The 12,899-nt window shown below is 63.5% G+C and carries 11 protein-coding genes and 1 tRNA gene; 5 read left to right on the forward strand and 7 right to left on the reverse strand.

All coding sequences use genetic code 11. From position 1 onward, the window contains the following. Positions 1 to 52: 52 nt before the first annotated feature. Positions 53 to 126: transfer RNA gene (locus Q4G50_RS13210), tRNA-Gly, on the reverse strand. A gap of 72 nt (positions 127 to 198) precedes the next feature. Continuing rightward, positions 199 to 672, reverse strand: a complete 474-nt coding sequence (locus Q4G50_RS13215) for a hypothetical protein (RefSeq protein ID WP_303378118.1) — start codon at positions 670 to 672, stop codon at positions 199 to 201. A gap of 117 nt (positions 673 to 789) precedes the next feature. Between Q4G50_RS13215 and dcd the strand changes: the two genes are divergently transcribed. Beyond that, complete coding sequence (gene dcd / locus Q4G50_RS13220; RefSeq protein WP_303378119.1) at positions 790 to 1,359, forward strand: dCTP deaminase; 570 nt, start codon at positions 790 to 792, stop codon at positions 1,357 to 1,359. 134 nt (positions 1,360 to 1,493) lie between these two features. Continuing rightward, a complete protein-coding gene (locus tag Q4G50_RS13225; RefSeq protein WP_303378120.1) occupies positions 1,494 to 2,816 on the forward strand; it encodes a UDP-glucose/GDP-mannose dehydrogenase family protein in 1,323 nt (440 codons plus the stop codon). On the opposite strand, the gene Q4G50_RS13230 is transcribed toward Q4G50_RS13225, so the two are convergent. Next, entirely contained in the window at positions 2,813 to 4,018 is a 1,206-nt protein-coding gene (locus tag Q4G50_RS13230) for a YibE/F family protein (protein WP_303378121.1), read from the reverse strand. The genes Q4G50_RS13225 and Q4G50_RS13230 overlap by 4 nt on opposite strands. A gap of 33 nt (positions 4,019 to 4,051) precedes the next feature. Between Q4G50_RS13230 and Q4G50_RS13235 the strand changes: the two genes are divergently transcribed. Next, positions 4,052 to 4,996, forward strand: a complete 945-nt coding sequence (locus Q4G50_RS13235; RefSeq protein ID WP_303378122.1) for an LLM class oxidoreductase — start codon at positions 4,052 to 4,054, stop codon at positions 4,994 to 4,996. A gap of 154 nt (positions 4,997 to 5,150) precedes the next feature. Further along, complete coding sequence (locus tag Q4G50_RS13240) at positions 5,151 to 7,349, forward strand: DUF5979 domain-containing protein (RefSeq protein WP_303378123.1); 2,199 nt, start codon at positions 5,151 to 5,153, stop codon at positions 7,347 to 7,349. A 58-nt stretch (positions 7,350 to 7,407) separates the two neighbouring features. Here the strand turns inward: Q4G50_RS13240 and Q4G50_RS13245 are convergent, their stop codons facing one another. Continuing rightward, complete coding sequence (locus Q4G50_RS13245; RefSeq protein WP_303378124.1) at positions 7,408 to 8,667, reverse strand: pyridoxal phosphate-dependent aminotransferase; 1,260 nt, start codon at positions 8,665 to 8,667, stop codon at positions 7,408 to 7,410. 7 nt (positions 8,668 to 8,674) lie between these two features. Continuing rightward, positions 8,675 to 9,268: a DUF1707 domain-containing protein gene (locus Q4G50_RS13250; RefSeq protein ID WP_303378125.1), complete on the reverse strand. Its 594-nt coding sequence runs from the start codon at positions 9,266 to 9,268 to the stop codon at positions 8,675 to 8,677. Positions 9,269 to 9,382: 114 nt separating this feature from the next. Between Q4G50_RS13250 and Q4G50_RS13255 the strand changes: the two genes are divergently transcribed. Then, a complete protein-coding gene (locus tag Q4G50_RS13255; RefSeq protein WP_303378126.1) occupies positions 9,383 to 10,168 on the forward strand; it encodes a CPBP family intramembrane glutamic endopeptidase in 786 nt (261 codons plus the stop codon). 103 nt (positions 10,169 to 10,271) lie between these two features. Here Q4G50_RS13255 and Q4G50_RS13260 read toward each other — a convergent pair whose 3' ends face one another. Further along, positions 10,272 to 11,642, reverse strand: a complete 1,371-nt coding sequence (locus Q4G50_RS13260; RefSeq protein ID WP_303378127.1) for an RNA-binding domain-containing protein — start codon at positions 11,640 to 11,642, stop codon at positions 10,272 to 10,274. A gap of 178 nt (positions 11,643 to 11,820) precedes the next feature. Next, on the reverse strand, positions 11,821 to 12,899 hold a 1,079-nt coding region (locus Q4G50_RS13265; RefSeq protein ID WP_303378128.1), incomplete at its 5' end, for a (Fe-S)-binding protein.

Consider the following 12,899-nt stretch of genomic DNA (forward strand, 5'->3'; position numbering starts at 1 on the left):
ACTGTCAACGATGTCGCGACTCATAGTGTCAACTATGTCCCGACTCATGACATGGAGCCGGCGACGGGAATCGAACCCGCACTCTCAGCTTGGGAAGCTGATGTTCTACCACTAAACTACGCCGGCATCTGCTCGCGGAGAGCTACCGATGAAGTTTAGCACCGGGGTCAGGTGGGCTCGGCCTTGGGGCCGTCGAAGCTAGTACTGGTACTGCTCGACGAGGTATGTGAACTGCTCGTCGGAGCCCACTGCGACGCCCACGAGACGCGGGCCGCCGGTCTCGACGCGAGGAGTCGCATCGAGATTCTGGATGGTGCGGTCGATGGAGTTGTGAGGGATGCGGGTGATGATGATGAAACCGGTGCCATCGATCGTCCGATCCCTGTACTGCGCGTTTCTGTCGTAGGAGAAGATTCCCTGCTTAGCGAACGCCAAGTTGAGCTCGGCGAATCTGGCTGCATTGGCGTCAATTGTGTGTCCAGAGCGAGAGAGGAGGCTTTCCGTGGCCTTCTTCAGGCGGGCTTCCTTCGACGCCAGGTTTTCGGTGGTTTGCGCGGCGGTCTGCGAGCTGCTGCCGAAGCTGGAGGCTTCGGCAGTGGCGGCGCCGACCGCCGGGACAATGAGGGCGAAGCTAAGGGCGGAGGCCGCAAGTCGGCGGAAAATGGAGGACATGTTGGTCCCTTTCGATGAGTGGGGGATGGAACACCTCGCACGATATGGGGGACCTCTGACATATGAGCCCGCCCGTTCGCAAACGTGGGCGAGGGGCGGTGACGTATGCTCGTAGACGTGCTCTTATCCGACCGTGACATCCGTGCCGCCATCGACTCCGGTGCCCTAGGCATCGAGCCCTATGAGCCGGAGAACGTCCAACCGTCGAGTGTTGACGTTCGCCTCGACCGCTTCTTCCGCGTCTTCAACAACTCGAAGTACACGCACATTGACCCGAAGCTGCAGCAGGACGAGCTGACTAGCCTCGTCGAGGTGGAGGAGGGCGACGCCTTCGTGCTGCACCCGGGTGAGTTTGTGCTCGCCTCGACGCTGGAGAAGTTCACCCTGCCGGATAATCTCGCCGGCCGACTGGAGGGCAAGTCCTCGCTGGGACGTCTCGGACTTCTCACGCACTCCACCGCCGGGTTCATCGACCCGGGCTTTTCCGGCTACGTCACCCTGGAACTGTCGAACGTGGCGAACCTGCCGATGACGCTGTGGCCGGGGATGAAGGTGGGGCAGATGGCGATCTTCAAGATGTCTTCGCCCGCGGAGGTGCCCTACGGCACGGGTTCTCTGGGTTCGAAGTATCAGGGGCAGCGCGGGCCGACGCCGTCGCGGGCCTACCTGAACTTCCCGCAGGGATAGCGGGTTTCACGCCCGGCGGCACGAGCCAGCAGCCGTATTGTCTGACGCGGCGATACCCCCTGACCACCCCCAAAAAGACGACATTCAGTTTCAGTTCAGGCCTTGTTCACCCGGCACCGGTACAAAGGTCTGTTATGCGTATGACAGTGATCGGTACCGGATACCTGGGTGCGACCCACGCCGCCTGCATGGCTGAGCTGGGGCACGAGGTTCTGGGCGTGGACGTGGATGAGGCCAAGATCGAATCGCTCAAGGATGGCGTGGTGCCGTTCTTTGAGCCCGGGTTGCCGGAGGTGCTCACCCGCAACCTGGAGGCGGGGCGGTTGGACTTCACCACCGACTATGCCCAGGTGGCGGAGTTCGCGAATGTGCACTTCCTGGGTGTGGGCACGCCGCAGGAGCGTGGTTCCTACGCAGCGGATCTGACCTACGTGTACGCGGTGATCAAGGATCTGGTGCCGCTGCTGGAGGGCGATCACATCATCTTCGGTAAGTCGACCGTCCCGGTGGGTACGGCCGATGAGCTGCAGAAGCTGGCCGATGAGCTGGCGAAGCCGGGCACCAGCGTGGAGATCGCGTGGAACCCGGAGTTCCTGCGCGAGGGTTATGCGGTGCAGGACACGATCACCCCGGATCGCATTGTTCTGGGTGTGCGTCGCGGTGAGACGCAGGCGGAGGAGATCGCGCGTGAGGTGTATGCGCGGTCGATTGCTGAGGGCACTCCTTTCCTCGTGATGGACCGGGTCACCTCGGAGCTGGTGAAGGTCTCGGCGAATGCTTTCCTGGCCACTAAGATCTCATTCATCAACGCGGTGTCGGAGATTTGTGAGATCGCGGGTGGCGACGTGACCAAACTCGCGGAAGCCATCGGGCACGATGATCGTATCGGCCGCAAGTTCCTCGGCGCCGGCCTCGGTTTCGGTGGCGGCTGTCTGCCGAAGGACATCCGTGCTTTCATGGCGCGGGCCGGTGAGTTGGGGGCGGACCAGGCGCTGACCTTCCTGCGTGAGGTCGACGCGATCAATATGCGGCGTCGTGACCGTGTTGTCCAGCTCACCCGCCAGCTGTGCGACGGCAACCTGCTCGGCCACCGCGTGACGGTGCTGGGTGCGGCGTTCAAGCCGAACTCGGATGATGTGCGGGATTCCCCGGCGCTGTCGGTGGCGGGTTCCCTGTCACTGGCGGGAGCGGATGTCTCCGTCTTCGACCCGAAGGCTATGGACAACGCCCGCAAGGTGTTCCCGACTCTGGGTTATGTCGACTCGGTCGAGGAGGCGCTGGAGGGTGCGGATGTCGTCGTCCTGGCGACGGAGTGGCAGCAGTTCCGCGACCTGGACCCGCAGGTGGCGGGTGAGCTGGTCAACAACAAGATCATCATCGACGGCCGCAACGTCCTCGACGTCGATAAGTGGCAGGGCGCGGGCTGGGAGGTCCACGCCCTGGGCCGTACGCTCTAGCGTTTCTCCGGCACTGTCCATGCTGCGATGAGCGTGGTCAGTGGCACCGCGAGGGTGAGGGCGAGGGCGCCGATGCCGGAGCGCAGCAGCTCGGTGGCGACAATATCGCTGGTCAGGGTCTGTGTCAGCGGGCGCTGCGCCACGGAAATGAGCAGCAGCAGTGGCAGGGCCGCGCCGGTGTAGGTGAGCACCAGCGTGTAGACCATCGAGGAAATGTGGTCGCGGCCGACTTTCATGGCGCCGAGGAACAGGCGCCAGGGGGAGGCGTCGGGATCGAGGTCGGCCAGTTCGTTGACGGTGGAGGACTGGGAGATGGTGACGTCGTTAAGCACGCCGAGCGCGCCGATGATGAACCCGCACAACAACAGACCGACGATGGAGACCTCGGGCAGATACAGCAGGATGGTGAGGTTGTCATCCGAACCCAGTCCCCGTAGGTGGGTGGTGTCGATTGCCAGGCGCGCCAGGGCCGCAGCCACCCCCAAGGCGATGATCGTGCCCGCCAACGCCGAGGCGGACTTCCAGTTCACCCCGTGCACCAGCGGCACCACCACAATGAGGATCGCCGCGCCCGCCACCAGCGCCAACGCCAGCGGATCTCGGCCATGTAGCAACGCGGGCAACAGGAACACTGCGATACCCACCAGGGTGATGAGCAGTCCCACCAGCGCCCGCACGCCACGCCACGCGGCGAAGACCACGATCATCAACGCGATGAGCACACCCCACACCGCCAACGACACCGTGCGCTGATAATCGCCGAAGGTGTAGACGGTCCCGTCGGGGGTGTCGGAGGAGGTCAGCAGGATGGCGTCGCCTTCTTCCAACTCCGGCTCGCCCGGCAGCCCATAGTGCACGAGCTGGGTGCGACGGCCCTCATCGGGGCCGGACGAGATCTCCACGATCGAACGTTCACAGCTCTGCCCCGACTGCTCCAGCGGGACGGTGGGGGAGCCGTCGAAGGCCCGGCCGGTAGAGGGGGAGGTGCAGGCGGCGGCGTCGACAAGCATGACCTCGCCTGTGACCTGCGTGTGATTGAGGTTGAATGTTGTGGCGAAGTCGGGGCTGACCTGCGGATCCTCCGCCGGCGGCCAGAGGTGCCACAGTCCCACCGCCGTCGCCAGCACGGACAGGACAAGAAATCCGAGGAGGAGGCGGCGCCACAGCGAGGGGGCGGAATCGGCAGCACGGTGGGAACCCATAAAAACAGACCTTAGCGCGGATAGCATGAGCATATGAGCTCACCGTTCCAGCTTTCCGACGCCCCCGTCACCACCCTGCCGGGCTTTCAGCGGGTGTTCCCGCGCGGTCGGCTGACACTCGGCCTGGCGCTGCCGCTGGTCGGTGATATTGCCCGCCAGGTCCAGCTGGTGCAACAGGCGGAGGCGGGCGGATTTGCGGCCGTGTGGCTGCGCGATATTCCCCTGCGGGTGGAGGATTTCGGGGATGTGGGGCAAGTGTGGGATCCGTTTACGTATGCGGGTTACTTGGCGGCGTCGACAAGCAGGATCGCCCTGGCGACCGGAGCTGTCGTGCTGCCGGTACGCCACCCGCTGCACTTGGCGAAACAGGCCGCCAGCATTGATCACCTCTCGGGCGGGCGTTTCCTGCTGGGCCTGGCCACAGGTGACCGGCCCGTCGAATACAAGGCGTTTGGCCTGGAGGAGGGGCAGCGGGCGGATGCCTTCCGGGAGCATCTTGACGTGATGAACCAGGCCTGGAGCACCGAAAACAAGGGTATCCGCTGGTCCAAGGGGCGAATGTGGGGCGGGGACATCGTGCCCAAACCCCTGGCGATACGCCCGCCCGTGCTCACCGTCGGCTCCTGCCTGCAGACCATGGAGTGGCACCGCGAGCACGCTGATGCGCACGTCACCTACCACCGGCCGCTACCGGTGCAGCGCAAATACCTGGCGGAATGGCGCAGCGCAGGCGTGGATAAACCCTTCGCCATGAACATCGCCCTGGACCTGCACCAGGATCCGGACGCGGAGGCCGGGCCAATCAAATTCGGGTGGAGCGTCGGCGCGCGGACACTGGTGGCGATCCTCCGCGAGCTGGAGGACATGGGCGTCGACCATTGTCTGCTAGGGCTCAAGAGGGGAAGTCGGCCAGCCGATGAAGTGCTCGGGGAGTTGATTGAGCTGGTTCTTCCGGAGTTTTCAGTGAAAGAAGCCTGATAGATTACTTTTCTGCCTGAGATTTTAATGATGAATGGAATTTCTATCGAAGATTGTGGTTAGATTTCCTGTGAGAAGAAAGCGGGTAGTGTAACGATCCGCTGTCTAGATGTGGATCTGCACACCACTATCCTCAACGGAAAAGAGAACCATAATGTCGCTACTCAGTCCCCTCGCGGGCAGGGTCACGCGTCAGCTGCAGTTGATCATCGCGCTGGCACTGGCCATCCTTCTTGTCCTCGGGTTCATGCCCGCGGTCTCTCACGCCCAGACGGAGCCGGAGACCGACGACACCACCGCTGCGGAGCTCGTCGAGCCTGGCGCGGAGGACGTTGACCCCCTCATCGACGAAGATGTAATGCAGGATGGCGGCCTGGAGCAGGCCCTGGCTGTCGCGACTGGCACGGACAATCCGAACATCGTCATCGACAACATCACCTTGACCACCGGCAATATTCCCATCCAGCAGTTCACCAGGGTGGATGTTACGTGGGACTGGCGTGCCGAAAACAGTGTGACCGACGGGGAGCAGTTTTCGCTGACTTTCCCGGAAGAGCTCGCTTTTACCCAGGACACCACTTTTGACCTCGTCGATGATGGAAAGGTGGGCGGTAGCTGCGTTGTAACTCGTGCGACTCAGACCGTCACCTGTACCTTCAATGACGCATTTGAAGGCCAGGACAACGTCGGGGGCGAACTGCAGCTCCAGACTCAGGCCGTGACGATCACTAGCCAAGAGAGCGTCGACTTCGAGCTGGGGACCGGCGCTACGATCACAGTCCCCCTTCCCGGCGAGGGCGGCATTGTTGCCGAAACTGTCGTCGTTGACAATGACATCGAGAAGTGGGGCTGGTTTGAGGGAGGTTCCCAAGGTGCGACTGCTGTCTGGACGGTAAACATCCCCGGCTCCCTTATTGCGGATGATAATCCTGAGACTTTCACGATCGAGGATGTCTTGACGTCGGATCTTCACGAATTCACCGGTTTCGTCGAATCCCGGGCCAACGTCTACGCGGACACCGGGCAGACGCAGCTCGGCGACTACGCCCCCTTGACCGGGCGGCCCGGGGTCTCGATGGTCGTCGGCGATCCGGCGACCACGGCCGAAATCACAGTCTCTCGACCGGTCGATGGCTGGAATCCGCAACACCACTACCGGGTGCGCTACCACACTCAGACGACGGAGCAGAGGGGGCTACCTGTCGGCACCGAAATCGGTAACAAGGCACAGATCCTGGAACGCGAATTCACCCGGAGCATCACCTACAGCCAGACCGGTTCCGGCACCATCCGCGGTGTCGAGCGTGGCTCCTTCGAGGTGACCAAGCAGCTGGAAGGCAGCGAGGAGGCCAAGGCGAAGATCCCGGCCAACACCGTCTTCACCGTCCAGGCCACGTACCTCCTTGATGGCGAGGAAATGACGGAGACCATCTCTGTCCTCGCCGACGGCACCCCGGTGGCCGGAGAGCGGATGCTGCCGCGTGGCACGCAGGTCACCCTCTCCGAGATCAACCTCCCGGAGATCGACGGCATCACCTTCGGGGATCCGGTCTTCAGCGGTGGTGAGAACGTCGAGATTTCTGCCGACGGAAAGAGCGCTGTTTTGACGACCATCGAAACCGACAACGTCGCCGTCACCCTGACCAACACCGTCGAGATCTCCTCCGGCTCCTTCGCAGTGACCAAGGAATTGTCGGGTCTGTCCGGTTCCTCCGCCCGCAACGATGAGTTCGAGATCGAAGCGTCGTGGACTGTCGACGGTGAGGATGAATCCCAGGTGTTCACGGTCAAGGCAGGGGAGACCTTCTCTGACTTCCCGGCCCTGCCCGTGGGTACCGTGGTCACCTTGAAGGAGACCAAGCCGGCGAACACCCTTATCGCGGAGTGGAACACCCCGGTGTTTTCCTCCGACACCCCGGGTGCAGTCACGGATAACGGTGACGGTACCGCCACGCTGATCATCCAGGAGGACTCCACTGAGAAGGCCACCCTGGTGAAGGTGACCAACTCGGCGAACCCGCCGTGGTGGTGGATCCTGGTGCCGTTGGTGCCGATCATCGGTTCCAGCATCGGTTCGTCGACGTCCTCGGGTTCCTCAGCACCGGTGCCGGATCAGCCGGGCCAGACCGTGGAGCAGCCGGGACAGCCGGGAGACATCCCGGAAGATTCCAAGGCGATCGATAAGAACTACCCGAATAAGGTGCCACCGACGGTGGGGCAGCCGGGCGTCGAGAAGCAGCAGACACCGCAGCGCACCTTGGCGCAGACTGGTGCGTCGGTGCTGGGGATTGTGGCCCTGGCGCTGGCTCTCGGGGCGGCCGGTGTGTTGTTGATCCGTCGCTCGCGCGCGTAGCCGCCGGGCGCTGAATCGGGCAGAGGCCCGGTAGGAATTTCTCCTACCGGGCCTCTCGTTACTGCTTGTAGCTGGCCAGGAAGTTGCCCAGGCGCTCGATGGCGTTGTCCAGCTGGGAGGCCCACGGCAGGGTGACCAGGCGGAAGTGGTCGGTGTGCGGCCAGTTGAAGCCGGTGCCCTGCACGAGGAGGATCTTCTCGGCGCGGAGGATGTCGAGCATGAGCTTGGCGTCGTCGTGGATCTCGTGGACGTTGGGGTCCAGCTTCGGGAACGCGTAGAGCGCACCCATGGGTTTGACGCAGCTCACGCCGGGGATCTCGTTGAGCTTTTCGTAGGCGACGTTGCGCTGGTTAAGCAGGCGTCCGCCCTCGCCGGTGAGCTGGTAGATCGACTGGCGGCCACCGAGTGCGACCTGGATCGCGTGCTGCGCGGGCACATTGGGGCACAGGCGGGTGCCGGCGAGCAGTTCGAGGCCTTCGATGAAGCCGCGGGCGTGCTCCTGCGGGCCGGTGAGCACCATCCAACCGGCGCGGTAACCGGCGACACGGTAGGCCTTGGACAGGCCGTTGTAAGTAATGGTGAGCAGATCGGGGGCGAGGGTGGCCAGGGAGATGTGCTCGGCGTCGTCGTAAAGAATACGGTCGTAGATTTCATCGGCGAGAATGAGCAGCTGGTGCTCGCGGGCGATATCGACGATGGCCTGCAGCACCTCCTTCGAGTACACCGCACCCGTCGGGTTATTCGGGTTGATCACCACGATTGCCTTGGTTTTGTCCGTCACCTTGGAACGGATGTCCTCGATCGATGGGTTCCAATCGTCTTCCTCATCGCACAGGTAGTGCACCGGCTTACCGCCGGACAGGGAGGTCGCGGCGGTCCACAGCGGGTAGTCGGGGGCCGGGATGAGTACCTCGTCGCCGTCGTTGAGCAGCGCCTGCATGGTCATGGTGATGAGCTCGGAGACACCGTTGCCCAGGAACACGTCCTCCACATCGAACTCCGGGAAGCCATCCACCAGCTCATAGCGGGTCACCACCGCACGGCGCGCCGGGATGATGCCCTTCGACGTGGAGTAGCCCTGCGCGGTGGGCAGGGCGGCGATCATGTCGCGCATGATGACGTCGGGGGCGTCGAAACCGAAGGTCGCGGGGTTGCCGGTGTTGAGCTTGAGGATGTGGTGGCCATCCGCCTCCAGCCGCTCCGCCTCCGCGGACACCGGGCCGCGGATCTCGTAGAGAACGTCCTTCATCTTGTTCGACTGATCGAACGTGCGGGGACGTCGGCGGGCGGGATTGGCGGATTCACTCATGGCCACCATGTTGCCACTACTTCTTGCCGCGCTCCAATGCCTTGTTGACGAAGTTCATGGCGTTGTTCGTCAGCTCGGCCGTCTGGGCGCGTCGTTCGGCGCGCAGCGCGGCCAGCTTGTCCTGCTCCGCCAGGCGCAACTCGGTGGCACGCAGGCGTTCCGTGGTGCGTAGTTCCTTGATGCGCTGCCGGTTGACGGCCGCGGCGCTGGGCACGTACCAGCTCTTCGGGCCAACCTTCATCACATAGAGCAGCAGAAACAGTGCCGGCAGGATGAGCCATAGAAGGCCCGCGGTGGGCGTGGCGAGCAAGACGGTGAAGGCGGTGACGCCCACCGTCGATAAGCCCATGATGCCGAGGCGGATCTTCCGGCCATCCCGGTACGCGGCCTCGATTTCCTGCGCGGAATAGAGCTTGTCCACCTGCTGGGACTGCCCGTGGAACTGGGGGATGTCGGCGAACAGGGGGTCCAGGTCGCGGCGGAAATCGGCCTGCACAATCGCCTGGCATCGTTGATCGTATTCGTCGACGCTCAGCCGCCCCTCCCCGAAGGCGCGCCCCAGGGTGGACATGGCGGCATTGCGTTCGGCGTCGCTAAGTCTCATGTCCATGTCATCTAGTGTAATGATGCTTATCGACGCCGCCCTCCGGGTTTTCCCCCATTTTCCACTTTCCGGGCAATCCCCGATGGTGCGGATGCCGGTGGTGATGACACGATCGGGGTTATGAATCGTCTTGCCCGCAACCTGACCACCTGGAAAGCCTGGTACGCGCTCCTCGCCCTGCTAGCCTTCATCATCGGCTCCCAGGCGGTGTTGATCTCCCCGCCGTTGTCCTTCATCGCCTTCGCCTTCCTGGCGCTGTTGTTTCTCGCGCTTGCTTCTCGACGCTGGCCCACCCGCCACGACCTCGGCATGACCCGCGGACTCAGCGGGCGGGATATCGCGGTGGTGCTGGCAGTCTTCGCGGTCACGCACGCGGCGTTCTGGTTGCTGGGTCGGATCGACGGCGGATCCCAGGGGGAGCAGGCTGTGAAGGTGTTCACTGACCTGCAGTTGGGCGGCCCGCTGCTGCCAGCCGTCGCGGTGGTGGTGGCCTCCGTCATCCTCGCCCCGATCTGCGAGGAAATCCTCTACCGCGGCGCCATCCTGCGCCCCATCCACGACGCCATCGCCCGCCGTGGGCGTGTGTGGCTCGGTGCCGTAGTGGGTATCGGAGTCAGCGCCGTTCTGTTCGTCATGCCCCACCTGGCCGACGCCTCCCTCAACGTCATGACCATCGGCTACCTCCTCACCGGCATCGGCTTCGGCCTGGTTTACGTGCTCACCGGCTCCCTCACCGCCGCGATGGTGGCCCATTCACTGCAGAGCATGGTCGCCTTCGGGCAGGTCCTGGTGTTCGGGCGCGGGGACGCAGACGTCCATCCGCTCCTGTGGGTCCTCGTCTTCGGCTGCCCGCTGTGGGTGTGGCTGGGATCGCAGCTGGTGCGCGTGCTGCTCCCGCGGGGGTGAGGCTAGCCGGGGAGGCTACTCCAAAATTTTTCGAGTAGCTTTCGAGTAGCTGTGTTTGCGCTGGTCCCGGGCGTGGGGAGTGTTTCGAGTAGTTTTCGAGTACTCAAAAATGGTCGGAGATTGCCCACGTAGCGCGAGGATCCCGAGCGGAGCTGCCGCGCCAGATGACGAGGTCGGCGTCGCGTAGCGCTCGTAACGCCCTCCGCGCCGAGGGCGTGCTCACACCTGCGGCATCTGCCACCTGGCCGGTGCTGAGTGGCGTGGCAGATAGTTGGAGAGTCGACAAGATTTGCTCAGCGCGAGACGGCAAAGACGAAAGCATCCGTGGGCTCAGGCGCTTTTCTGCCCTCAACTGCAGGATTACAGACCCACTGGTCTGACGGTAGACCGGATCCTGAAAGCCGACCTGGCGCATCTCAGAGAAGATACGACGGATACCCTCTCCCAACTCCTGCCCAATTCTCAATTCGGAGGCGATACGTGCAATATGCGGATTGCGGGCGAAACGAGTAATCCTCTCGGGATCGCGAGGGTCAGCGAGTCCCGGGAATCGACCTGGGCTGGAGATCGCGATACGGTCGGGGAAGATCTCGAATCGAATATGGTCGCCCATCAAGCTGTATGAGCGGTGGATGGCTGCATTAACCAGGCCCTCCAACCACGCATTCGGAGGAATGAGAGACTCGTCGACGAAGGATCCTTCGCTACCGAGCCGCCGAACTCGGGGGATCAGCTCGAGGATCTTCTCCCGTGCCGCAGTGATCTGATCCGGAATGGTCCCCTCGAACCTGTGGTCTTCGAGGAGCTGTTGTTCTCGGCCTGGGAGGCGATCGGCTTCGTTCCACTTCAAGACCCTGACATATGCGCTGGGGAAGTCACGCTGCGGATTCGTGCCGAACAGCAGAAGAGCAGCCACCGTCGGGATGTGATCCCGGGTCAGGAGGTTACGTGCACGCAGCGCATCAATGGAGCTTCGAGAGCCGATTCTTTCAGCAAAATCAGCCAGCTTCTCCGGGTCTAGGTCTTCCAGGGTGGAATCACGGGCGGGGGTGGCGTCGAAAAGCTGCTCGCCCTTGGAATAACGCAGCTCCAAAATGTCATCCGCGTTCAATCTGTGCGACTGGTCCCCGACCCGGAGATAGCACTCCCCACTCCTGAGGTAATGCACCCGGGAACCCGGCTGAACATTAAGCAGCAGGACGAATCCGTCCGGCAACTCGTGAACCTCAATCGAGCACTGCACAGTCGGATCGGTGTGTTCCAACGGGGTCTGACGGATGGAGTTCTCCTGCTTGGTGCTCGGGTGACCATCGTAGGAGCGGTCTGTAATCCCTACGGCGATAGTGCCGCCATCGGCATTGGCCATAGCGACGATTGTTTTCGCCAGATCCTTTGGTTGGATCTTGAAGGACTTGCGCTCGAACCATTGGTCCTCGGCACGGGTGAGCAGGTCCGCGGGGGAGAACGGTTTCATGGACACTACTCTACTCGAAAATTTTTCGAGTAGCTTTCGAGTAGGTGCGTTTGCGCTGGTCCCGCGTGTGGGAAGTGTTTCGAGTAGCTTTCGAGTAGCTGTATCAAACGCCTGGGGTATGTGTATTTCTGCTGTTCTTATGCATGGGGTAAATCGTCGAACGTGGGGTGTGTCTGGGCTACTGCTCGTCGTCCTTCGGCTGGGGCGCAGGAGGCGGGGGAACCGCGGAGCCCGGGGCCGGCGGCACAGCGATCCCCGGAGCAGGAGGGACAGCAAATTTAGGTGCCGGGGGAGCCGGGGGCGCGGCTGGAGCAGGGGGCACCACGGGAGCGGCCGGTGCGGGTGGCACTGCAGCGCCGGGAGCTGGGGGAACGGCAGCCCCGGGGGCCGGCGGGGCGGGAGGGACTGCTGGCGCTGCGGGGATCGAGGGTGGAGACGGCGGAGCGGGAGGCGCCGCGGGAACCGCAGGAGCAGCAGGTTTCGGAGCGGCCGGCGGTGCAGGAGCAGCCGCAGGCTCAGCAGCAGGCTCAGGCTTCGGCTTCGGGGTGCGCTTCGGGCGGGTGATTTCGCCGAGGAAGTGGGGTTCGCGGGGCTCGGGGAGGTGGCCGTCGATTAGCACGGAATCGCGGAGCATCTGGGCGACGTCGCGGACGACGGGGCGGTCGGGGGCGTCGGTAAGCGCTTTCACGCCGCCGGTGAACATGGTGTTGCAGAAGGGGCAGCCGGTGGCGATCTCCTCGGCGCCGGTGTTCAGGGCCTGTTCGGAGCGGAACTCGTTGACGCGGCGGCCGATGGTTTCCTCCATGTACATGCGCGCGCCGCCGGCGCCGCAGCAGAAGGCGTCCTCGCGGGCGGGGGAGATCTCCACCAGCGACGCCCCGGAGGCTTCCACCAGCTCGCGCGGCGGGTCATAGACCTGGTTGTGGCGGCCGAGGAAACAGGGGTCGTGGTAGGTGACCGGGCGGCGATTCTCCGGGCCGCGGGGGACGGGCGTGAGCAACTTCTCGCGGACCAGGCGGTTGAGTAGCTGGGTGTGGTGGAAGACGTCGAAGTGGCCGTCGAAATCCGGGTACTCGTTGCGGATGGTGTTGAAACAGTGCGGGCAGGTGGTGATGATCTTGCGCTGACCGGCGGGAATGCCGTCGAAGACGTCGTTGAGGGTATTGATGTTCTCGGTGGCGAGCATCTGGAAGAGGAACTCATTACCCGCGCGGCGGGCGGGGTCACCGGTGCAGGTCTCGCCGGTGGACAGGACCG

The organism is Corynebacterium sp. (genome assembly GCF_030538285.1).
Lineage (GTDB): Bacteria > Actinomycetota > Actinomycetes > Mycobacteriales > Mycobacteriaceae > Corynebacterium.

What these genes read in the sequence shown, in the direction of transcription:
- Q4G50_RS13255 (WP_303378126.1), top strand. Translation starts at nt 9,383, where the DNA reads ATGAATCGTCTTGCCCGCAACCTGACCACCTGGAAAGCCTGGTACGCG.
- Q4G50_RS13235 (WP_303378122.1), top strand. Translation starts at nt 4,052, where the DNA reads ATGAGCTCACCGTTCCAGCTTTCCGACGCCCCCGTCACCACCCTGCCG.
- Q4G50_RS13215 (WP_303378118.1), bottom strand. Translation starts at nt 672, where the DNA reads ATGTCCTCCATTTTCCGCCGACTTGCGGCCTCCGCCCTTAGCTTCGCC.
- Q4G50_RS13250 (WP_303378125.1), bottom strand. Translation starts at nt 9,268, where the DNA reads ATGGACATGAGACTTAGCGACGCCGAACGCAATGCCGCCATGTCCACC.
- Q4G50_RS13225 (WP_303378120.1), top strand. Translation starts at nt 1,494, where the DNA reads ATGCGTATGACAGTGATCGGTACCGGATACCTGGGTGCGACCCACGCC.
- Q4G50_RS13240 (WP_303378123.1), top strand. Translation starts at nt 5,151, where the DNA reads ATGTCGCTACTCAGTCCCCTCGCGGGCAGGGTCACGCGTCAGCTGCAG.
- Q4G50_RS13230 (WP_303378121.1), bottom strand. Translation starts at nt 4,018, where the DNA reads ATGGGTTCCCACCGTGCTGCCGATTCCGCCCCCTCGCTGTGGCGCCGC.
- Q4G50_RS13245 (WP_303378124.1), bottom strand. Translation starts at nt 8,667, where the DNA reads ATGGTGGCCATGAGTGAATCCGCCAATCCCGCCCGCCGACGTCCCCGC.
- Q4G50_RS13260 (WP_303378127.1), bottom strand. Translation starts at nt 11,642, where the DNA reads ATGAAACCGTTCTCCCCCGCGGACCTGCTCACCCGTGCCGAGGACCAA.